The organism is Streptomyces kunmingensis, from assembly GCF_039533535.1.
GTDB classification, from domain to species: domain Bacteria; phylum Actinomycetota; class Actinomycetes; order Streptomycetales; family Streptomycetaceae; genus Streptomyces; species Streptomyces kunmingensis.
In genome coordinates this window covers 553,243-574,767 of record NZ_BAAATS010000018.1, presented here as the reverse complement: position 1 = coordinate 574,767, position 21,525 = coordinate 553,243, and the positions used below count along the sequence as shown (strand labels likewise).

Genomic DNA, 21,525 nt, shown 5'->3' with positions numbered 1-21,525 from the left:
GGAACATCCGCGGCAATTCCCCGGGGAGGGGGCGCAGCCGTGCTGTGCAAGAGATGCGGGAAGAACAACGCGCTGGTCGAGGACGGGCTGTGCGCGCGCTGCGCGGACGAGGCGTTCGGAAGCCTGACGCCTGCGCCGGGCGACGAGGAGACCGGGAAGGCCGGGAAGTCCGGGGAGACCGGGGAGGGCGGGGAGGGCGGGGACGCCGGGGAGGCTGGGGAGGGCGCAAGGACCGCGGAAGATGGGGAGGCCGGGAACGCCGGCCAGGTCAGGAAGGGTGACGCGGGGCGGGTCCCGCTGCCGCCGCCGTTGCCGTCCGCGCCGTACGACCCGGCGGCCCGGTGGGCCCTGCTGCGGTCGCCGAACCGGCTGGCCGCCCTCGCCGTGGCGCTGCTCGGCCTCGTCATCGTGGTCGATCTGTGCGCCGTGGCGGCCGGGTTCGCCGAGTACCGGCTGGTGGCCGACCTCGCGGGCGGCGACTGGTCCGGGTACGACGACGGCGAGGCGGAGCGCCTCGACGACCTGTACGCCCTGTCCGGCCAGGCCCAGGTGGGTGCGCTGGTGGTCACCGCGATCGGATTCATCGCCTGGTTCCTGCGCGTCCGCGACAACGCCCACGTCATCGCCCCGTTCGGGCAGAGCAAGGCGCGCCCGTGGGCGATCTTCGGCTTCTTCGTGCCGATCGTCGCCTTCTGGTTCCCGCGCCGGATCGCGCTCGACACCTGGCACGCCAGCGCCGACGGCCTCGAGCTGTCCCGTAAGCAGGCGTGGTCCGGTGTGATCGAGCTCTGGTGGTTCCTCTGGCTGGCGAACCAGCTCCTGGGGCGGATCGTGAGCAGGGGCTACGAGGAGGCCGAGGCCCTCCCCGCGGTCAGGTCGGCGATCGCGTGGGTGATCGCCGGTGACGTCCTCGACATCGTGAGCGCCGCCGCCGCGATCCTCTTCGTCCGCTCCCTGACCCGGTTGCAGAACCGTAAGGTCGCCGCAGGTCCCCACCCGGTCACAAGCGCCCAGTAGTTGGCGTTTTCGGTGGCGAAGGCCCGTACGGCTGTGGTCTATTCGGCCACAGCCGCGAAGAACATCGGGACGGGGGCACGGATATGGGCTACTGGGGCTATTACGTGGTGGCCAGGAGCGAGCGTCCGCTGAAGGAGCTCGACGCGCTGGACGGGGTCCGCGACGAGCTCACGCTGCTCGAGGAGCGGGCCGGGGGCTGGCAGGTGTGGGAGTGCCCCGGCGGGAGCGGCGAGCAGACGCGGGACGTCGGCAGCATGAACTCCCTTGCGGCACAGACGGGTTCGCCCGCGCTGTTCGCGTACGTCATGGACAGCAGGTGCGCCGTCGTGGAGGCGGCGGCGCCGCAGAGCGGGGCCTGGACGACGTGTCTGGGGCGAACCTCGATGGCCACGTTCATCGGCGGTGACGAGCGCGCTCTGGAGGATTACTTCCTGCCGCCGCAGGACGCGGCGGAGCGGGCTGTCGCGTGGGCCTCGGAGTACGGGCGGACGGTGGTGGCGAAGCCGCTGGCCGATGTGCTGGCGGCGCCGGCCGAGCCGTCGGCGGAGGAGCTGTTCTTCCGTCTCCTGGACCGGCTGGGTGTGGTGGCGCGCTGACGCGCTGATGCGGGGACGGTGACGCCGTGACGTGGTGAGGGCCGTGGGGACTGGATGTCCCCACGGCCCTCACTGGTTCGACCGGGTTGCTACGGCGCCAGGTTGGTGCCCAGACGGGCCCCCGCCGGAGTGCCGAGCGTGGTGTTGTTGAAGGTCTTGGTCGAGGTCAGACCCGGACCGGAGGAGTTGCTCGGCACGTACATCAGGGTGCCGTTGCCCGCGTCCTCGCCCGCCGTGCCGATGACCAGGTCGGCGCGGCCGAAGCCGGAGAAGTCGCCGAGGGCCACCGCCGTGCCGAGGTTGTCGTTGGTCTCGGTCGCACCCGGGACGCCGTCGGTGTCCTGCGTGATGGCGAGCGAGCCGGTGCCGGTCGGACCGCTCGACGTGCCCTTCAGGAGCAGGGACGTGCCCGCGTTGGCCTGGTTCGTGGTGCGGGTGATGTCCTCGTTCGGGGCGCCGGTCAGGATGTCCGCGTAGCCGTCGAGGTCGTAGTCGCCGACCGTGACCGACCAGCCCATCGCGTCGCCGGACTCGCCGGCGCCGGGTACCCCGGACGTGTCCTGGCTGATGGACTTGGCGCCCGTCGCGGTGAGGCCGGTGCCGGCCACGCCCTTGACGAAGGTGACCTGGCCGCCGGCGGCGGCGCCGGACTCGGCGACGTAGGGCTGACCGATGGCGATGTCGTCCACGCCGTCGCCGTTGATGTCGCCCGCGGCGATGGAGCGGCCGCCCTTCGTGCTCAGCGTGGCCGCCTTGCGCAGGCCGCCGGAGCCGCCCTTGTACCAGGTGACGCGGCCGACTCCGGTGTCATCGCGGTAGTTGAGGGCGACGTCCGCGTAGCCGTCCAGGTTGAAGTCGCCGGCCGCGGCGTCCGCGTTGGACAGGTTCCCCTCGGTGCCCGTGATGGTCGAGTCGGTGTCCCAGCCGTCGCCGTAGCGGGCCATCCAGGTGCCGCCGAGGCCGGTGGAGGCGGCGAACACGTCGGCCGTGCCGTCCGCGTTGAAGTCGCCGACGGCCACGGCCGAGCCGAACCGGGCGCCCGTCAGGTCGTAGCTCGCGTCCATGTTGATGCCGAGGCCGCCGGTGAAGTCCGGCCCGTAGACGACGGTGGCCGCGCCGCGGTCGGTGTGGCCCGAGGTGTCGTCCTCGCCGGGCTGGCCGACGACGAGGTCGGTGTACCCGTCGCCGTTGATGTCGCCGGTCGCGGTGGAGGCGCCGAACTCGTCACCGGACTCGGCCGCGCCGGGCACGTCACCGGCCTGCGAGACGACCTTCTTGCCGGTGGCGGACGGGCCGGCCGCGGCGCCGGGGACGACGACGACCTGGCCGCCGCCCGTGCCCTTGGGCACGCCGGTCACGATGTCCGGGGTGGCGTCACCCGCCACGTTCTGGGAGACCAGGGCGTGCGAGATGCCGGGGGTCGCGGCGAGGGTGCGGATACGGGACAGCTTCGGGTACAGGTTCGCGCCCGGGCACAGCGTGGCGTTGGTGTCCTTGTGGCCGAAGACGCGGGGCAGGGTGATGGTCGTGCCCTTGGCGACCTTGTTGCCGTCGACGTCCAGGTCACCGTTGGAGGTCAGGGTGACGTTGCCGGTCGCCACGATGCCGTACTGGCCGAACTTCCAGGCCGCGACGCGGGCGATCGCGTCGAGCGCGGCCTTGGTGGGCTTGGCCGACTCGAAGTTGCCGATGTAGGAGATGCCGACGGTGTCCGTGTTGAACCCGTAGTCGTGCGCGCCGTGCACCGGCAGGTCCATGCCGCCGGTGCGGCCCTCGAAGATCTGGCCGCAGCGGTCGACGACGAAGTTGTAGCCGAGGTCGTAGTAGCCCTTGGACACGTGGTCCTGCTGGATCTGGCGCAGCCGCTCGGCGGACTTGGCGCAGGGGACCTGGTTGTCCGCGTCGACACCGGTGTGGTGGACGACGGCGGCCTTGATGTCCGTGTCGTAGGTCGGGGTCCCGTCGTGCGAGAGGCCCGGTCCCCAGACCGACTGCGGGATGATGTCCGGCTTGACGACCGTCGAGGGGGGAGCCGTCGGGACGGTCTCGGTCGGCGACGGGAACGTCGGGACGGTCGGGTCGGGCGGACTCGGGGTGCCGCTGTCCGTAGCGGTGACCGTCGGCGTCGGGGCCGGCGTGTCCTCGCTGTACGCCACCGGCTGGGCGAGGTCCGCGGCGGACGGTCCGGTACCGGGGTCGATCAGCTTGACGTCCATGCCGGCGGGCAGGCCGGAGGCGGTGCCGTCCGCGGCGACCACCCGGACCTCGACGCCGTCCGAGACGTCCTCGGTCGGCACCGACGCGGTGCCGCCCCGGATCGCGGAGCGCTCGCGCTCGGCGCCGTCGGCGTCGTTGGTCTCCGCGGGCAGGGCGGTCCAGGCGCCCCAGGAGCCGCTGGCGGCGTCACGGGCCCGGAACTGGGCCTTGCCGTCGATCTCGGCGTCGGGGTTCTGCCACGTCACCGACACGGCGCTGAACGTCGCGGTCGACTTCCGCGGCACGACCTTGCGGTCGCCCTTCGTCTGCATCTTCAGCGTGTGCACGGCCGCGGCCCGGCGCTCGGCGCCCTGGGCGGGACCGGTCTGTTCGGCCGCCATGGCGTACGTCGCCGCACCGGCGCCGCCGAGCACGACCGCGCCGATCGTGATCCACGCTCTCCGCTTGAGACTGAGCGGCTTGTACGCGTGCGAAGCGCGCACGTCCTGCGCCTTGCCGCGCGAATGTCGCGGGCTCAAATGCCCCACCCCTTGGAGAAGTCAACAAGAACCCCGCGTGAACCGCGGGGAGATGTTCTGTTCAGCGAAAGACCATCGAGGAACGTCACACGTTGCACAGACGTGTCGCACGTCACAACCCACCCGGCGCTGCTGTGACGTTTCCGCGGGCGGGGGCGCTGATCGGCATGGGAAGCGTCCGCGGGTACGTGGACGCGGGGGAAGTCGTACGAAGAGGGAAGCGGTTGGGCCAGGGAGCGGAGCCCCGTCGTCCGCATGCGCGCGACGAGGAGCTGGGCGCGGCCGTGGCACGGGCCCAGGAGGGCGACGAGGCCGCCTTCGCCGTGGCCTACCGCATGGTGCAGCCCGGACTGCTCGGCTATCTGCGCGGGCTCGTCGGCGACGAGGCCGAGGACGTCGCCGCCGACGCCTGGCTGGAGATCGCCCGGGACCTGGGGCGGTTCCGGGGCGACGACGCGGGCTTCCGCGGCTGGACCGCGACCATCGCGCGGCACCGCGCCCTGGACCTGCTGCGCCGTCAGAAGGCCCGGCCACGCCCGTCCGTCCTGGAGCAGGACGTGTTCGAGCTGCCCGCCGCCCACAACACGGCCGAGCAGGCCCTGGAGTCCCTCTCCACCGAACGCGCCCTCGCCCTCATCGGCGAACTCCCCCGCGACCAGCGCGAAGCCGTGCTGCTCCGGGTCGTCGTCGGCCTCGACGGGCCCGGCGCCGCGCGCGTCCTCGGAAAGCGGCCCGGCACCGTGCGCACCGCGGCCCACCGGGGGCTGAAACGGCTCGCGCGCCGGCTCGGCACCGACCTCCCCGACGACGGTGTGACGGATGACCGGCCCGACACGCTGGGGGAGACGAGATGACTGAGAACCCGGCACCGCCGGCCGGACCGGTCCTCGTCGACCCGGCCGATCTCGGCGCGCTGCTCGCCGCCGCCGTCCGCCCCGGGCCCGACGCGGCGGGGGAACGGCAGGCGCTGGCCGCGTTCCGTGCGGTGCGGGACGCCGGTGCGCTCGACGGGCCGGTCCGGCGTGACGGGCGGGTCCGGCGCCGCGACGACTGGCGGCCGGGCCGGGGCCCGGCGGCGAACGCCTGATACGCGGCCGTTCGCAAGGGGCCTGACCTAAGGGTTCGAAGGGGCCTGACCTACGGGTTCGCGAGGGGCCTGACGTACAGGTTCGAAGGGGCCCGACATACGGGACGGCCGAGGTCGCCACCCCCCACAGGAGAGACCCCGGCCGCCGCGCGGTACGGGTCGCGAGCGGCCCGCACTCTCTTCAGCGCCGCGGGTGCGTTTTCTGTCACACCCGCCGTGTGGCGCGCTAGTTGCCTGTTGTACAAACATGGACGTGGGGTGTTTCAGGCCGTAGCGTGCTGATTCGCGCCGGGAGCGCACACCGTCATACGGGGTACAGGGCTTCACCACCGGGGCAGGCAGGGACTGGGAGTGCTGGGGGACGACGCGGAGCTGACCGCCGCGGTGCTTGCGGCGCAGGACGGGGACGAGACCGCGTTCCGGACTGTGTACCGCGCCGTGCATCCACGGCTGCTCGGATACATACGCACGCTCGTCGGCGACCCGGACGCCGAGGACGTCGCCTCCGAGGCGTGGCTCCAGATAGCCAGGGACCTCACCCGCTTCGAGGGCGACGCCGACCGGTTCCGTGGCTGGGCCGCCCGGATAGCCCGCAACCGCGCGCTCGACCACATACGCATGCGGGGGCGCCGGCCCGCCATCGGCGGCGACGAGAGCGAACTCACCGGCAAACCAGCACTCTCCGACACCGCCGACGAGGCGCTTGAGTCCCTCGCCACCGGCACCGCCATGCATCTGATCTCCCAACTCCCGCAGGACCAGGCCGAGGCCGTCGTGCTCCGCGTCGTCGTCGGCCTCGACGCGAAGAGCGCCGCGCAGACCCTCGGCAAGCGGCCGGGAGCCGTCCGCACGGCCGCGCACCGCGGACTGAAACGGCTGGCGGAACTGCTCGGCCCGGACCCGAAATCCTCCGGTCCCCTCGAAGCCGTACCGCATCCGAGGCTGCCGGACACCCGCGCGGTGACGTCCGCCACTGTGACGCATTCGCGTACGCGGACGCAGAAGGACATGTGATGGCCGACGAGCACGACAAGTGGCTGGACCGCGACGCGGCGGAGCGCCTGCTGCGCGGGGAGCCTTTGGAGGCCGTCACCGACGAGGACATCCGGCAGGCCGGGCGGCTGCTCGCCGCCTTCGACGCGCTGACCGCGCTTCCCGTCGGGCCGCAGGGCGAACTCCCCGGCGAGGACGCCGCGTTGAAGGCGTTCCGGGAGGTCCGCGCCGTCAGTGCCATGGACGACGCCGTCGAGCGCGCCGTGATCGCCGGTGACCGGACCCGGCACACCGAGGGCGCCGGGCGGCACCGCGCGGGCGAGCCCGGGGAGCCCGCACCGGTCGAGCTCGGGCGCGGCGGCGCCGGGGACGGTCCGCGCTGGGGCCGGCCCGTGCGGTTCGGCCTTGCCGCCGCGCTCGCCGCGTGCATGGTCGGCGGGGTCGCCGTCGCCGCCGGGACCGGGGTGCTGCCCAGCCCTTTCGGGGACCGCGGTGACCCGACGCCGGCCGCCTCCGTGTCGGGCGTGGCCAGCCCCGACCGGCCGCTCGTCTCACCCTCGCCCGACGGCACGGTCCACGACGAGGTGCTGCCCGACGGCTCGGCATCCCCGGACGACGCCGGTTCGCCGAGCGCGGGCAACGGTGACGCGAGACCGGAGAGCAAGGGCTCGACCCGTACACCCGCTCCCCGGGCCACCGAGAGCGGCAAGGCGTCCGAAGGAATGCACCGCCGGCTGATCGAGGCGTGCCTCCGGTACCGCGGCGGAGAGCTCGGCGCCGACGAACGGCAGCGGCTGCGCGGCTCCGCGAGGAAGTACGGCCGCAGCACCGCGGACCTCAACCGGTTCTGCGACCGCGTGCTCGGCCGCTCCGACGGCTCCTCCGAATACGGCGGATCCGACGACTCCGACGGTCCCAACGGCTCGAACGGGTCGAACGGGTCGAACGGACTGAGTGGCCAGGACGGCCGCGACGGCGACGAGGACGACGACTCCGACAGCGGCGGCCACCACGACGGACCGGGCAGTGGCAGTCATGGCGGCAGCGGCTCCGGCACCGATCAGAACGCCGGCTATCAGCCGATCGCCCCCGCGCCGCCCCGCTCTCCTTCCCACACCCCCTCCCGCGCCCCTGACCTGCCCGGCAGAGCGTCGCCCGCACTGCCGACGGCGACCGCGACACCCTCGCCGAGCGCCTAGCAACCGGTCTGACCTGCGCAGACGCGGTTCGCCAAAAGAGTTGCCCGCAAGGTGTGACGTTTTTCGAGCGGCGGACGCAGTACTCAGTGAGCCGACTGGTCATCGGCTGTGCACGAGCCGGGGTTCCCCCCGTACCTTCGGCTCAGTGCCACCGGCGTGGGTGGGACACGTTCCCCCGGTCCCACCCACGCCTCCAAACTGCTCGGGGACACCGCGCCCGCCGCACCGCCCGGGCGGTCCCGGCCTCACCAGTAGATGACGACCTTGTCCCCGTTACGGACCTGGGCGAACAGCGTTGCGATCTTCGCCTCGTCCCGTACGTTCACGCAGCCGTGCGAGGCGCCGCTGTAGCCGCGGGCCGCGAAGTCCGACGAGTAGTGCACCGCCTGGCCCCCGCTGAAGAACATCGCGTACGGCATGGGCGAGTCGTAGATCGTCGAGACGTGGTGCCGCGACTTCCAGTACACGTGGAAGACGCCCTCGCGGGTGGGTGTGTACTGCGAGCCGAACCGGACGTCCGTCGTCAGCAGCCGCTTGCCGTCCACCATCCACGACACCGTCCGGCTCGTCTTGCTGATGCAGAGCGCGCGCCCCGTCATACAGCGCGGGTCCGGGTTCGCCGCCGGCTGACCACCGGACGCGTACAGCTCGTCGCGGGTCGGCTCGTGCGTCATCTTCAGCAGTCGCTGCCAGGTGACCGTGTCGGTGGTGCCGGTACGCGGCAGACCCCGCTTGCCCTGGAATCCGCTGACCGCCTTGGTCGTCGACGCGCCGTACGTCCCCGTCGGCCCGTCGAAGAGCCACGCGACCTGGCGCAGCCGCGCCTGCAACTCGCGCACCTCCTTGCCCCGCTCCCCGGGGGCGAACAGGGTCCTGGCGGCCGGAGCAGGAGTCGCCGATGCCCCGGACGAACCGGACGGCCGGGCGTCATCAGGTACCGAAGCCGGGGTTGAGGCCGAGGCCGAGGCCGAGGCCGACGGCGTCGGCTTGGCCGGATCGGGCGGCTTGACCGGATAGGAGGCCGCCGCCCCCGGCGACTGTGTCCCGCCCGCGTCGACCGCCACCGCTTTGCAACCGCCGAGCAGGGCCAGCGCCCCGGCGACGGCCAGTGTTCTCCGTATGACAGCTGTCCTCATGACGTCCCCCGCCTGCCGCACCACTCTCTCCTGTCACCACAGATGCTGCCCGCGCCGCAATGGTTGCGAACGGGCTCCGGTCAGCGGGTACCTCTCCGAAGCAAACCTGTGAGCAAGGTCCCAGCGTGGGCCTCTCCACCGTCCGCACGACCGCCGCTACAGTCCGTCGCGAGAGGCGGCGACTACTGTCGGGTAACACGCGGGTGTCGCCCACACGAGCAAGCGGCAGACCGCTGGAGGCACCACCATGACGCGCGAATCCGAGTCGGGACTGCCCATCGAGCCGGTGTACGGCCCGTCGGCCCTGGAAGGCTGGGAGCCGGAGCGGCAGTTGGGGGAGCCGGGCGCGTATCCGTTCACGCGGGGCGTGTATCCGTCGATGTACACGGGCCGGCCGTGGACGATGCGCCAGTACGCGGGTTTCGGTACCGCCACCGAGTCCAACGCCCGCTACAAGCAGCTCATCGCCAACGGCACGATGGGCCTGTCCGTCGCCTTCGACCTGCCGACCCAGATGGGGCACGACTCGGACGCGGCGATCGCGTCGGGAGAGGTCGGCAAGGTGGGTGTCGCCATCGACTCGATCGATGACATGCGGGTGCTGTTCGGCGGGATCCCGCTGGACAAGGTGTCCACGTCGATGACGATCAACGCGCCTGCCGCGCTGCTGCTGCTCATGTACCAACTGGTCGGCGAGGAACAGGGCGTCCCGGCCGACAAGCTGACCGGCACCATCCAGAACGACGTGCTCAAGGAGTACATCGCCCGGGGCACCTACATCTTCCCGCCCAAGCCGTCGCTGCGGCTGATCGCAGACATCTTCAAGTACTGCAGGGCCGAGATCCCGAAGTGGAACACCATCTCGATCTCCGGCTACCACATGGCCGAGGCGGGTGCCTCGCCCGCGCAGGAGATCGCCTTCACCCTCGCCGACGGCATCGAGTACGTGCGCACCGCGGTGGCGGCCGGGATGGACGTGGACGACTTCGCGCCCCGGCTCTCCTTCTTCTTCGTGGCCCGCACCACGCTCCTGGAGGAGGTCGCCAAGTTCCGCGCGGCCCGCCGCATCTGGGCGCGGGTGATGCGCGAGGAGTTCGGCGCGAAGAACCCCAAGTCGCTGATGCTGCGCTTCCACACCCAGACCGCCGGGGTCCAGCTGACCGCACAGCAGCCCGAGGTGAACCTGGTCCGCGTCGCCGTCCAGGGCCTGGCCGCGGTACTCGGCGGAACCCAGTCGCTGCACACCAACTCCTTCGACGAAGCGATCGCGCTGCCCACCGACAAGAGCGCGCGTCTGGCCCTGCGCACCCAGCAGGTCCTGGCCTACGAGACCGATGTGACCGCCACCGTCGACCCGTTCGCCGGGTCGTACGTGGTGGAGAAGATGACCGACGACGTGGAGACGGCGATCCTCGACCTGATGGGCCGGGTCGAGGACCTGGGCGGCGCCGTCGCCGCGATCGAGCACGGCTTCCAGAAGAGCGAGATCGAACGCTCCGCCTACCGCATCGCCCAGGAGACCGACGCCGGCGACCGCGTCGTGGTCGGCGTCAACCGCTACCAGCTCGACGCCGAAGAACCCTACGAGCCGCTGCGCGTCGACCCGGCCATCGAGGCCCAGCAGGCCCAGCGCCTGGCCACCCTGCGCGCGCAGCGCGACCAGAGCGCGGTCGACACGGCGCTCGACGCCCTGAAGAAGGCCGCCCAGGGCGAGGACAACGTCCTCTACCCGATGAAGGACGCCCTGCGCGCCCGCGCCACCGTCGGCGAGGTCAGCAACGCCCTGCGCGAGGTATGGGGCACCTACACCCCGACCGACGCCTTCTGACCGCCGTCGCCTTCTGACCGGCCGAGGCCTTGTGACCGGCCGATGTCCTGTGACCGATCGATGCCTTCTGTCCGATCGATGCCTTCTGTCCGATCGACGCCCTGTGACCGATCGACGCCCTGTGACCGACCGACGCCCTGTGACCGATCGACGTCTTCCGAGCGGCCGATGCCTTGTGAGCGGCCGACGCCCTCCGACCAGCCAACCCGTCGATCGCCCCGGTGACCAGCGATCTTCCGGCAGAGACCGGCAGAGACCGGCAGATGAAACCCCTGAGCGGAGTGTCGGACGGCTGTGCGACACTCCGCTCATGCTGGGTGTCATCGATCTTCCGACCTATCTCGCGGGTACCGTCCTCATCGTCCTCCTCCCGGGGCCGAACTCGTTGTACGTGCTCTCCGTGGCCGCCCGTCGCGGCGTACGCACCGGCTATAAAGCCGCTGCCGGTGTGTGGTGCGGTGACACCGTCCTGATGACCCTGTCCGCCGCGGGTGTCGCCTCCCTTCTCCAGGCCAACGCCGTGCTGTTCGGGATCGTGAAGTACGCGGGCGCCGGCTATCTGACGTGGCTCGCGGTCGGCATGCTGCGCGCCGCGTGGTCGATGTGGCGGACCCGGCGCGAGCGGATCGCCGCCGCCGAGGCCGGTCTCGCCCAGGCGCCCTCGCCGCAGGAGCGGCCCTTCCGCCGGGCGCTGGTGATCAGCCTCCTCAACCCGAAGGCGATCCTGTTCTTCATCGCCTTCTTCGTGCAGTTCGTGTCAGAGTCCAACCCGGTCATCGGGTTCGTGACGCTCGGCGTACTCGCCCAGCTGGCAAGCGTGTTGTACCTGTCGGCGCTCATCTTCGGCGGGTCTCGTCTAGCGGCTGCGTTCCGTCGCCGGAGGACGCTCAGCGCAGGGGCCACCTCGGCCGCCGGGGTGCTGTTCCTCGGGTTCGCCGTCAAGCTGTCGCTGGCCAGCGTCTAGGGGGTTGGCATGTCTCACCTTGACGATGCTGCGGCTGCGTTCGCGCGCATGAGCCTCCAGGAGCAGGAGGAGGCACTAGGAGCTCTCGGCGTGTCCAAGAGGCTCCCGAAGGAGTCTCAGGAGCCCCCCAAGGCCACTCCGTTCTCCGCCCTTGTCAGCGCGCCCAGCAGGCGAAAGCGGCAGCCCCTCACCGTGAGGGCTGTGCGTAGCCCCGAGGCGTCCTGACCCTCGGTTTACCCGACCACGCGAATATTCGTGATGCCGCATAGACGGGCCTGTCGGCCCCTCGTACCGTCGTAGCCACCAGGCCCCAACAGGGGCCAGCCACAAGGGGGTTTCGGCATGGCGCGCGAGGAACTGACCCGACTGACCGGCAACGGAAACGGCACCTGCGGAAAGGATGACTGCCCGAACGTCTACCGCACCGCTAACGGCTCTTTCGTCGTACAGGGTGACCTTTCTCAGGCGTTCACCCCGTCCGAGGGCGAAGGGCTTGTGGAGATCCCCGAGAGCGTACTTAGGGAGGCCGTTCGTGCGCTTGGCTGGTGAGGAATGGGCGGCGCGCTTCGAAGGCTTCCAGCGGGAAGCCTGGAGGCTTGAGACCCTGCCCCAATACCTCATGCCGCAGGAAGAGGAAGAGTTCCAGGCATTCAAGACGGGGGCCCGAATCGACCCCCGGGCGGTATCGAATGAGTACACCGACCGGCTACGCCGACAAGCCGCAGAGGGAAGAACCCAGGGGCGCGTGCACATCGTCACGCGGCCTCTAACGGACTACCTGCGATTCGAGTTCGCCCAGTACTACGCACCCCACGCCTTGGCCGGTGAACAGATCCGCATTCTCGACGTGACCGACCGAGATAACCCCCTGGCGGGCGTTCAAGACTTCTGGATTTTCGATCGTGCCGAAGTGGTGCTCATGAATTACCACCCGGACGGACGCCAGATCAGCCGTGAAGTCTATGAAGGGGACGTGGCTCCGTTCATCGAATACCAGCGGATCGCGGTGGCGGAGTCGGTGCCTCTTGAGGAGTACGTGAGGGGCATTGACGTTTGAGCCCGAGAGGCTAGGTCAATCAAGGTCTGACCTAGCGGAAGCCCTGAGAGGCCAGCGCAAGCGAGCCGGGAAAACGCAAACCTGGCTCGCTCGCCGCTGCAACATGTCTCAAACCAAGGTAAGCAACATCGAGGGCGGCAAGCTCACGCCCTCTATTGTCGACGTTGAATTGATTCTGGAAGCCCTCGGGGCCGATAGTCCAATTGCGGCCGAGATACTTTCGTTGGCCAGGTCGGCTAACACGGAATGGCAAGATCACTGGTCGTCTCGCCGTCGAGGCTTAGACAAGAAGCAGAACGAGCTAGCGAGACTCGAAGCAGTCTCGACAGAGTTCCGATTCTTCCTGCTCTCTATGATCACTGGACTTCTGGCCACGCCCGAATATGTGCGCGCAAGCATCGCCGACGTTCCCGGCGACCAGTCGAAGACCATTGCGAAGAAGCTAGAGCGGCAGCAGGTTCTTTACGACGACTCGAAGTCGTTCACCTTCGTTCTAACCGAACAGGCGGTCAGGTGGCCACTGCTGCCCCCAATGGCCATGGCCATGCAACTCGACCGGCTCGCGTCGGTCTCCCGCCTCCCGAACGTACGCCTAGGCGTGATCCCTTTGAGTGGGCACATTCCAGAGCGGCCGCTGAACACGTTCACGCTATACGACCGACGCCTAGCCACAGTGGAGACCGGAACCGGTGCTCTGATACTGCGCGACCACAGGGACGTGACGGCCTACCGCACGGACTTCGAAAGCTATGAGCAATACGCGCTATTCGGCGAAGATTGCCTAGCTCTCTTGGCTGAGTGGTCCATGATCTTTACCCGACCACGGCAATAGTTTCCGTGTAGTCCACCGTCCCTCGGCACCATGTTGGAGCAGACATGGAGCTGAGGGGCGATCGATGCAGGAACACAAGCCGAACGCTCAACCCGATTCCGGACTTGAACCGGTAGGGGTTGAGGGATGCGCCACCTGTGAAGCCGTCGCCTACTCACGGGAGTTGGCGCGTGAGGCCGACGACCGGGGGGCCGTCGCCTCTTGCAATGCGGAGATTGAGAATCACCCACACACGTCCGTGGGCGAAGGCCGGAAGCTTCCCATCGCGACGGTTTGGGGTGTACGCGCATGACTCGACGACCGACCAGCCAAGAGCTACCGGTGTCTCTAGACGGGCTAGATGAGTGGCTGTACGTCACGAACCCCGTTCGGGGGTGCGCCACCTGCGAGGAGACGCACGAAGACCTTAGGGACGCCATAGAGCGGCATGACGCTTCGGCCCGCTTCGAGGCAGCCCGCATCATTCACCTGCACCCGCACGACAGCACCGGGCCCCCGGGGTGACCAGCGCCCCGCAACGGCCGAGACGGTGCCCGAACCTGAGCGAGTGGCTTGCCGCCCTATCTGCGATCTGCGGTTCCTGCCACGGCCGGAAGAGGGTTTGGTGCCCCGATTGCGGGGGCTTCGACGGCTGCTCGACGTGCGCCGGTACGGCGGAGGTTCGTTGCCCGCAATGCTCGGGCGGGCGGCTCGACGGATGGATTCCATGAAGCGATTTCTGGGGCGCGCGGCCTGGCCCGCGTTCGCCTTTGGCGCGGCTGCGCTCGGCGCGGCCGTGATCACCCTTGCCGCTATCGGCAGGTTATGAGACTCGCGCCCCCAACGGGCGTGGATAGAAGCCCACTTCGGCCGCTCTTCCTTGGGCGGGTGAACGGTCGGAGTGGGTGCAACGCCCCTTCTCGCTGCGCATCGAGTGAGGCTTGAAGGGAGGAAGAGCCCCTTCCCGCCCGAGCCAAAAATCCCCCGGGCCGGGTACGGAAGGGCACAAGGGGAAGGGTCGGCAGGGCAGTTGCGCTGATGGTGCGCCGCCCCTTCCCGGTAACGGGGAAGCCCCCCGCTTCGGCGGGGGGCTTCCCCTGCACTCCCGCGCTAGTAGCGGGAATGCAAAAAGGCCCCCGCATCCCATTCGGGTGCGGGGGTATAAGCGTGGCCGGCTAGCTGTTAGCGGCCTTAATGATCTGGACCGAGGAAGCCTCGGCGACAGAGACGCCAGCCATACGCATGGTCAGCTTGAAGCCGACCTGATCCCTATCGAATCGAGCGTCTTCACTGATTCGCACCGTGGCGTTACGGCGGACGCCGACAACGATTCGGGAAGCGTCTGCAACGATCACGGTTTTAGAGGGCAGGAAGGCGCTCGGGAGGATCGGGAGGCCCCAAGCGGTAGACGCCGGGGAGTCTGTCGGGGAACCACCCTGGTACACGCCAGAGCCAGCAGCCTTCTCCTTGCGGAGACTTGCAGCCATATCGACGGACGCCCACACCACGGACGGGGTGCCGTTGGTCGCCTCGATGCGTGCTACGGCGTCGGCCAGGTCGTCATAGGTGACGGCGGTCTTCCCGGCGCCGAGAGTCGTAGAGACGCCCTGCGACAGAACGCCCTTCATTGGGTTGGTAGTAGCTCCGGTGAAAGCGTCGGAATCGAACTTCAGCGAAGCGTCACGAAGAAGATTGTCAGCGATCACGCGGCGCTGATCGACTGCACTGTCTTCGAGTACTTCGGACGAAGCCCACTGAATTTCACCGATCTTCTTAGCGTCGAACTTGACCTCACCCCAGACCATTTGACCCTCAGCAATGGTCTGCCCCTCGGCCGCATAGTCGGCTCCAGTAGAAGAGATAAGCTGCGGAACCGAGAACGTGGCAGAGGTGAACGGAATAATGCTCCCCTCGGGCAGACCACGAAGGAAGGTCGACTTCGCCTTCAGGGCGTCGATGTACTTCCCGGAAACCTCAGTCGGCACCGTGTAGCCACCCTCAGAGGCCACGCCCCCAGAGATGGCCCGATACTCGCTGAGGGACGGGACGAGAGTCAGCCACTGCCGACTCTCATCGTGGTCAGGAGTGCGGCCAGGCGTTAGAAATCCAACGCTGTCCCCCTGCGTGAGCGAGCGAACCTCGGCCTCACGCTCTCCGCGTTCCACAGCCTCTCGGGCCTCTGCCTCAAGGCCGCGAATCTCGCGATCGAGACGCTTAACGCGGTCGCGCTTCTCAGCGTCAGCAACCGAAGGATCGGACTCAAGAGTCCGCAGCTCACCGATAAGCCTCGAACGGTCTTCCAGTGCGGCCTGTGCTTGCCGCTCAAAGATAGTGGTATTCATGCGTTCCTTCGTTTCCGGGCCGCGAGAGGCCATAAAAAACCGTCCACGCCCGAAGGGCAGGACGGTGACGGGGTCAAAGCGCTGATAGGTGCCTAGGCGGCGTTGATTCGCTGCCTCTCTAGATTGGCTACATAACGGAGCCTGCGCGCGGCCATGCGGGCCACAGACTTACAACGCGAGCCGCAGTAGCGCCGGGGGCGCCCCGGGCCGTACGTAAACTCAAATTCTCTGCAACAGGCCCAGCAGCGAAGCGTGATCGCTTCATCCATGGTCTGAGTTTCCTTCCTGGACGGAAGGTGGCATTGCCCCGAAGGAGACGGCAGGCCGCACGGCCTTCGGAGCCAAGCCATGCGACTTCCCGTCTCGACAACACCACCTGTCGCCGCTCTGCGACTCCTCCACCCAGGGAGTCGCAGCTTCCTTATCTCACTCCCCAAAGACCTGTTATTTGCGCGATTCTCGTACCGTAAATGAAGTGATCGCCATCACATGAAAGCTCCGCAGGGTGCCGAAATATCGGGCCCACGTCTTCGGGCTAACCCCCGCGCGCTCACGCGAAGGGAAGGCGGCGGGTGCCGGGAAGGGCGCCCGGATCGTTTGAACCCTCCCCTCCCCGGCTTCCACCTGGCCTTCGCAGTTATGGGAGTCTCGACGATCTACACGACGCTTCCCCATCAGCCGGCCCGAAATCCGCTGGACGCTGTGAGTACTGTGGATCGTATGGGTTGGTCGCTGAACTACCTGAAGCCGCGTGAGCCACGCCTGTTGGACGCGCTTTTCCTGTCGGCTGGTCGCGCGTTGCATCTGTCCAATGCCTTCGAATCAAAGTGTCAGTACGTGTTGCGGATGGCTAACTTTGCCGAGGCTGCACAAGCCGACCCGGTGTTGGGGCTGCAAGAGTTGATCGATGGCCTGCCCCCGGACAAGATGCTTGGGGGCACTTTGCGAGACCTAGCGAACACCTCCCTCGGATCACAAACCGCCAACTTCGAAGCACTCGACGGCGCGAGGAAAGCCCGCAATTTTATTGCACATGAGGGAGCCTCTGTAGGTTCAATGTCTAGCGTGACCCGAGACCACATCTTGGAGAACGCAGTACGGCTACGAACTGCCGTGGCCCAGCTGGCCATAGGTGACAATGTTGTCTCGCAATGGTGCTTCCACCTTGAAGAGCCGAACGAACCTCTTCCGAGGATTCTGATGGATGCCTACTCAACCATGGTCGATGGTTGGGTGTTTGGTCACTTCGATGCCCTACTTGCGGCCGAGGATGATTCGGCCTCGGCCGTAGTTGAAGCCGAGTAATTCTGTCTCGTAGATAGAGGCACCCTCAATCAGGTGCCTCTAGGCTGTTATGTATTCTGGCCTCCGTTACTCGGCCAAGGCGAGAAGCGAACGGAAGTGAGCTTCTATAGAGCAGCGCTTTTTGAGGGGCGCTGCTTCTGTCTAAGGCCATAACTGCTCCTGGCCTCAATCGGCCAGGGCAAAGCGACGGAGCGGAGCGGAGTAGCTAGGGGCCCCTGAGGGGGCCTTACTTAGGCCATAAGTCGTCGAGGGTCATTCAGGCCGCCTCGGCCTGCCTGACGCGATCCTCGACCCGCCCAGGCGCCCCGTGCGGGCGCACGCCCGGCAGGAGTCGGAACGTCGTCTTCGCTCCGCGCTTACTGCCCACGGTCACAACCTCCAGCCATCCGCCGTCGGTTAGCGCCGTCACGCCGCGCTCGGTATAGCGGCGCAGATTCCCGGCTCGGTCGCGTACGCCGACTGCATCGGCAAGCGACCGCCAGGGGATGGTCACCTCGGCCCCATCGCCGCAGAGGCGCGCTAGCTGCCTCGCTACGGCCTGACCGCTACGCGGCAGCCACAGGGCCGACTCGGCGTACCAGAGGGCCGCCTGACCGCCAGGGGGAGCCGTCTCGGCGGCGAGGGCACCCCCGCGTATACGGAGCTTCGCTCTGCGCGCCTTTATGGCGTCGCTGTACTGCTCCAGAAAGTCCATTGGCCTGTTCTCCGTCCGGCTTGCGTAGCGAGTTCCTGCAATCCGGTTTAATGCGGCCAGGGTGGCGGAATCAAGGAAGGGTGTTTAAACGGTGCGCCTTGCCGTGCGTTTAAACGGTTCCCTTTGACTTCGCCAGGGGGTGGCGCTGCAAGGTTCCTCTGTCACTAGCGATCGGCGCACGGGCCCGGCGCTGACAGGGGGGCGTATGCGTGTTGTAACCGTTATCGAAGAGCAGGACGGTAATCGGAGAGTCGTCGCCGATGTCGTGTATCCATCCGAGGGCTGAAAACAGTAATGCCCCCTCTTTGTGGAGGGGGCATTACTTCGCTCGGAGTGCTGTGGTGTGGGCTAGCTCCAGGTGCTGTCCATTCTGATCAGCCGCTTCTTAATGTCATGCGGAATGATCAACTTCCCCAACAGTTCCCCATCGTCCTGCTTTCCGAGCTCGAAGGTTATTCCGGAACTCAGCAGGTCCTTTTCCATGGCCTCTACGCCACCGGCCTCCCAATGCTGCCTGTACGTCATGCCGGTGCTTTCGTAGATCCACCTATCCTTTGTGGAATCCGGGTCGATTTTCGTCAAGTCGTTCATGAGGGCATCCAGTGTGCTCTCTGCTTTATCGCGAATGAACCCGGCCTTATCGAACTTTCCGCCGGGCTCCAAGCCGGACATGTAGTAAGCGATGGACTCTTCCAGCCTCTTCCGCTCACGCCTGTTCTCGTCGCCTCTGGCGTACTCGCGGCGGATCACCTCGAAATCCCCCAGCGCTTCGAAGACGGCTTGCGCCAGAGCCGAGTACACATGCTCAGGGTCTGGTGTCACGAATCCCGGCTTCCGGCATTCGGGGCACCGCAAGTATCGGTACTCCTTCACTTCGCCGGTGGAAAGCGTCTTGTAGCTGTTCGTCTCGTTAACGTTTCTTCCGCACTGATGTTTCATGACGCCGAGGAACCTGGTCGGACGACGGTTCTTCTCATGGTGACGCTTGTTCTTCGCGCGGGTGGCGAGTGCCGCTTGCGCGCCTTCGAATTCTTCGGCAGTCAGGATCGGCTCATCCGTGACTCTGATTTCCTGGCCCTGTTTGTCCAGTACAGGTGTGGATTTGTAGGTCGTCGCCTTTACCCCGCCCTCGGTGCGAATCCCTTTGACGGCGGGGTTCCTGAGAATCCTGAGAACCTGCTGATTGTTCCATTTCCGGTTGCTGTAGGTCGCTACCTTGGCTCTGTCCAGGACCTTGGAGATTCGGTTTGCCGGAACCCCTCGCATTGCAGCGCGATACATGTAGCGCACCGCTTGCGCTTGCTTAGGCTCCTGTACTAGGCGGAGTTTCCCGTCGACCCTGGCAGTCTTGTAGCCATACGATGGCTTACCGATCCGCCATTGGTCCTGTTGCTTGGTGTATTCCCAGTGTGACGAAACGCGAGTCTTGGTGTTCGCGGTTTCAATCTCTGCGACTGCCGCAATGAACGTCACCATTGCCTGAGCCATGGGCGATGACAGGTCCAGGGTGTCATTGAGGGAAATCAGATTCTTCCCGAATTTCTTGCACCACTTGATGACCTCATGCAGGTCGGAAATGCGCCTGATGAATCGGTCCAACTTCCAGAACAGAATCAGGTCAAACTCGGGGATGCGGTTGTTGAGCCAGTCGCCAAGTTCCTTCCGCTCCCAGGGCGCCTTCTTGGTTGCAGACACTCCAAGGTCCCTGGCCACGCCAACAACCCTCACGCCCTCGCGGATGGCATGGCGACGGAGGTCAAGTTCCTGCCTGGCGGGGGAAGTTGTGTCCTCCGTGAGGATCGACAGGCGTACCGACAGGAGGCCACGCGGCGCGTCGTCCGGCAGGACATCGTTCCTGGCCTGGAGGTCGGCCAGCTCTGCCAGTTCTTCGGCGGTCCACTCGGGAGCGGTCTTGGTAGCGGTCATGGGCGGGAGCGTACAGGTAGTTTGATTTTGGAACATTCTTCGTGCAGTTCGTCGACCGCACCTACGCCTATCCCGCCCTCTCCTTCGTCGTGCTCGGCGCCTTCGCGCAGATCGCGAGCGTGCTGTACCTGACGGCCCTGATCTTCAGCGGCACCCGGCTGTCCGCCGCCTTCCGCCGCCGCAAGCGTCTGTCGGCCGGCGCGACCTCGGCGGCCGGGGTGCTCTTCCTCGGGTTCGCGGTGAAGCTGTCGATGGCCAGCGTGTAGGCGCTGCTCTCACTCCGCCCCCTGCACCCTTCACCCTTCGTTCCTCACCGCCCGGCGGCGCCGATCCCGAGCTCCGTCAGGTACGTCTCCAGGCCCTGGGCCGTCTCACCGGCCCAGGCCACATAGCCGTCCGGCCGCACCAGGAACACGCCCGTGCCGTACGCCTCGTACGCCGGAATGCGAGCCGTGCGTATGGATTTACCCGGCAGCGACGGGAGTTCGGGGTCCGTGCCCACGGACAGCAGCGTCCAGTGCGGCCCCTGGAACGTGTCGAACAGCCGGATCCCGCCGCGCCGCCCGTCCGGCGCCCGGTCACCGGCCCGCAGCGCCCCCTCCGCAAGATCCGTGCGGGTCTCCCGGGTCAGCGCCGACTCGCGGTAGCCGATGCCCAGTTGCTGCACCTCCTCGCCTCGCCGCGCACCCTTGTCGAGCACGCCGGCGCGGTGGATGCGAGTGCTGATGCCGAGGATGTCCGCCGCGACCGGCAGCCTCTCCTCCTCGTACGTGTCGAGGAGCCGCTCCGGTGCGCCGGCCAGGACCGCGGTCAGCTTCCACGACAGGTTGTACGCGTCCTGCACGCTCGTGTTCAGACCCTGTCCGCCCGCGGGGGAGTGGATGTGCGCCGCGTCGCCCGCCAGAAAGACCCGGCCCTCGCGGAAGCGGTCCGCCAGCGCCGCGCGCGCCCGGAAGTCCGAGGTCCAGAGCACCTCGGCGACGTGCTCCTCCCTGAGCGGCGTACGGGTCGCGAGGAGCTTAGCCACTCCGGCCGGTGACGTGTCGGGGACCGCCGTCTCGTCCGTGTACTGCGCCGCCAGCTGGAACAGGCGGCCCGCGTCCGACGGCAGCGGGCAGAACGCCACACCGCCCTCGGGCGCCTTCGGCCACACGTGCCAGTGCGTGTCCGGGACCGGCGCGTCCGGCGTGATCCGCACGTCCGCCACCAGCATCGGCTTCGCGTCGACGGCCTCGCCCGTCATACCGATGCCGAGGGCCTTGCGCACCGTGGAACGGCCGCCGTCCGCCGCCACCAGATACGCGGCGCGCACCACCGAACCGTCCTCGAACCTCGCCGTCACCCCCTCGGCGTCCTGCTCCAGGCCCGCGAGTCCCGTACCGAAACGGACCTCGCCGCCCAGCTCCCGCAGCCGGGCGTACAGCACCTCCTGCGTGCGGGCCTGCGGCACCAGCCAGCCGTCCGCGAACGGCACCTCCTCCGTCGGCTCGGTGCGCTCGAGCATGTCCCACTCCTGGCCCGGCTCGTCGCCCTCCCAGAGCAGCATCGTCGGGTACGCGGTGCCCGCCGCGTAGATCGCGTCCAGCACCCCGAGGTCGTACAGCACCTCCTGCGTGCGCGGCTGGAGGCCCTTGCCGCGCGAGCCCGGGAACAGGGCGTCCGCCCGCTCCACCAGCATCGCCCGCGTCCCGCGCCGCGCCAGGTCCGCGGCCAGGACCAGGCCGGTCGGGCCCGCGCCCACGATCAGGACGTCCGTCGTCGACGTCACCATCACCCTCACCCCTTAACGTCGTTAAGTTCTCCGTTCCCCGAGCATGGCCTTAACGGCGATAAGG

The 21,525-nt window shown here is 67.9% G+C and carries 18 protein-coding genes and 1 pseudogene; 13 read left to right on the top strand and 6 right to left on the bottom strand.

Annotated elements, in window-relative coordinates:
- The first annotated feature begins 39 nt into the window (after window positions 1-39).
- Together ABD366_RS24215 and ABD366_RS24210 are read left to right on the top strand one after the other, a co-directional pair.
- A complete protein-coding gene (locus ABD366_RS24215; protein WP_324776815.1) occupies window positions 40-1,017 on the top strand; it encodes a DUF4328 domain-containing protein in 978 nt (325 codons plus the stop codon).
- 83 nt (window positions 1,018-1,100) lie between these two features.
- Entirely contained in the window at window positions 1,101-1,613 is a 513-nt protein-coding gene (locus ABD366_RS24210) for a hypothetical protein (protein ID WP_324776817.1), read from the top strand.
- Window positions 1,614-1,702: 89 nt separating this feature from the next.
- On the opposite strand, the gene ABD366_RS24205 is transcribed toward ABD366_RS24210, so the two are convergent.
- On the bottom strand, window positions 1,703-4,312 hold the full coding sequence (locus ABD366_RS24205) for an N-acetylmuramoyl-L-alanine amidase (RefSeq protein ID WP_324776819.1): 2,610 nt from the start codon (window positions 4,310-4,312) through the stop codon (window positions 1,703-1,705).
- Window positions 4,313-4,572: 260 nt separating this feature from the next.
- On the opposite strand from ABD366_RS24205, the gene ABD366_RS24200 reads away from it, so the two are divergent.
- The 4 genes from ABD366_RS24200 (at window position 4,573) to ABD366_RS24185 (ending at window position 7,627) form a co-directional block, all read left to right on the top strand.
- Window positions 4,573-5,202, top strand: a complete 630-nt coding sequence (locus ABD366_RS24200) for an RNA polymerase sigma factor (RefSeq protein WP_324776835.1) — start codon at window positions 4,573-4,575, stop codon at window positions 5,200-5,202.
- Window positions 5,199-5,435, top strand: coding sequence for a hypothetical protein (locus ABD366_RS24195; RefSeq protein WP_324776821.1), 237 nt, complete (start codon window positions 5,199-5,201; stop codon window positions 5,433-5,435). Before ABD366_RS24200 ends, ABD366_RS24195 begins: the two co-directional genes overlap by 4 nt.
- A gap of 351 nt (window positions 5,436-5,786) precedes the next feature.
- Entirely contained in the window at window positions 5,787-6,449 is a 663-nt protein-coding gene (locus tag ABD366_RS24190) for an RNA polymerase sigma factor (protein ID WP_324776823.1), read from the top strand.
- Entirely contained in the window at window positions 6,449-7,627 is a 1,179-nt protein-coding gene (locus ABD366_RS24185; RefSeq protein WP_344442421.1) for a hypothetical protein, read from the top strand. Before ABD366_RS24190 ends, ABD366_RS24185 begins: the two co-directional genes overlap by 1 nt.
- A 245-nt stretch (window positions 7,628-7,872) precedes the next feature.
- On the opposite strand, the gene ABD366_RS24180 is transcribed toward ABD366_RS24185, so the two are convergent.
- A complete protein-coding gene (locus ABD366_RS24180) occupies window positions 7,873-8,763 on the bottom strand; it encodes a L,D-transpeptidase family protein (RefSeq protein WP_324767210.1) in 891 nt (296 codons plus the stop codon).
- Window positions 8,764-9,010: 247 nt separating this feature from the next.
- Between ABD366_RS24180 and ABD366_RS24175 the strand changes: the two genes are divergently transcribed.
- The 5 genes from ABD366_RS24175 (at window position 9,011) to ABD366_RS24155 (ending at window position 13,444) form a co-directional block, all read left to right on the top strand.
- Window positions 9,011-10,591, top strand: coding sequence for an acyl-CoA mutase large subunit family protein (locus ABD366_RS24175; RefSeq protein WP_324767209.1), 1,581 nt, complete (start codon window positions 9,011-9,013; stop codon window positions 10,589-10,591).
- A gap of 310 nt (window positions 10,592-10,901) precedes the next feature.
- Entirely contained in the window at window positions 10,902-11,555 is a 654-nt protein-coding gene (gene leuE, locus ABD366_RS24170; RefSeq protein ID WP_324767208.1) for a leucine efflux protein LeuE, read from the top strand.
- A 342-nt stretch (window positions 11,556-11,897) separates the two neighbouring features.
- On the top strand, window positions 11,898-12,104 hold the full coding sequence (locus ABD366_RS24165; protein WP_324767207.1) for a hypothetical protein: 207 nt from the start codon (window positions 11,898-11,900) through the stop codon (window positions 12,102-12,104).
- Complete coding sequence (locus ABD366_RS24160; protein ID WP_324767206.1) at window positions 12,088-12,612, top strand: DUF6879 family protein; 525 nt, start codon at window positions 12,088-12,090, stop codon at window positions 12,610-12,612. The genes ABD366_RS24165 and ABD366_RS24160 overlap by 17 nt, the downstream gene beginning before the upstream one ends.
- On the top strand, window positions 12,602-13,444 hold the full coding sequence (locus tag ABD366_RS24155) for a helix-turn-helix domain-containing protein (protein WP_324767204.1): 843 nt from the start codon (window positions 12,602-12,604) through the stop codon (window positions 13,442-13,444). Before ABD366_RS24160 ends, ABD366_RS24155 begins: the two co-directional genes overlap by 11 nt.
- Before the next feature lie 1,154 nt (window positions 13,445-14,598).
- Here the strand turns inward: ABD366_RS24155 and ABD366_RS24150 are convergent.
- Window positions 14,599-15,765 (bottom strand): phage major capsid protein, encoded by a 1,167-nt coding sequence (locus ABD366_RS24150; protein WP_324767203.1) that lies wholly within the window; start codon window positions 15,763-15,765, stop codon window positions 14,599-14,601.
- A 720-nt stretch (window positions 15,766-16,485) separates the two neighbouring features.
- On the opposite strand from ABD366_RS24150, the gene ABD366_RS24145 reads away from it, so the two are divergent.
- Complete coding sequence (locus ABD366_RS24145; RefSeq protein WP_324767202.1) at window positions 16,486-17,070, top strand: hypothetical protein; 585 nt, start codon at window positions 16,486-16,488, stop codon at window positions 17,068-17,070.
- Window positions 17,071-17,326: 256 nt separating this feature from the next.
- On the opposite strand, the gene ABD366_RS24140 is transcribed toward ABD366_RS24145, so the two are convergent.
- Together ABD366_RS24140 and ABD366_RS24135 are read right to left on the bottom strand one after the other, a co-directional pair.
- Window positions 17,327-17,764, bottom strand: a complete 438-nt coding sequence (locus tag ABD366_RS24140; RefSeq protein ID WP_324767201.1) for a hypothetical protein — start codon at window positions 17,762-17,764, stop codon at window positions 17,327-17,329.
- 348 nt (window positions 17,765-18,112) lie between these two features.
- Entirely contained in the window at window positions 18,113-19,690 is a 1,578-nt protein-coding gene (locus ABD366_RS24135) for a recombinase family protein (protein ID WP_324767199.1), read from the bottom strand.
- Window positions 19,691-19,716: 26 nt separating this feature from the next.
- Here ABD366_RS24135 and ABD366_RS24130 point away from each other — a divergent pair.
- Window positions 19,717-19,956 (top strand): annotated as a pseudogene (locus ABD366_RS24130) (LysE family transporter); the annotation flags it as partial.
- Between the two features lie 44 nt (window positions 19,957-20,000).
- Here ABD366_RS24130 and ABD366_RS24125 read toward each other — a convergent pair.
- On the bottom strand, window positions 20,001-21,461 hold the full coding sequence (locus ABD366_RS24125) for an FAD-dependent monooxygenase (RefSeq protein ID WP_324767198.1): 1,461 nt from the start codon (window positions 21,459-21,461) through the stop codon (window positions 20,001-20,003).
- Window positions 21,462-21,525: the final 64 nt, after the last annotated feature.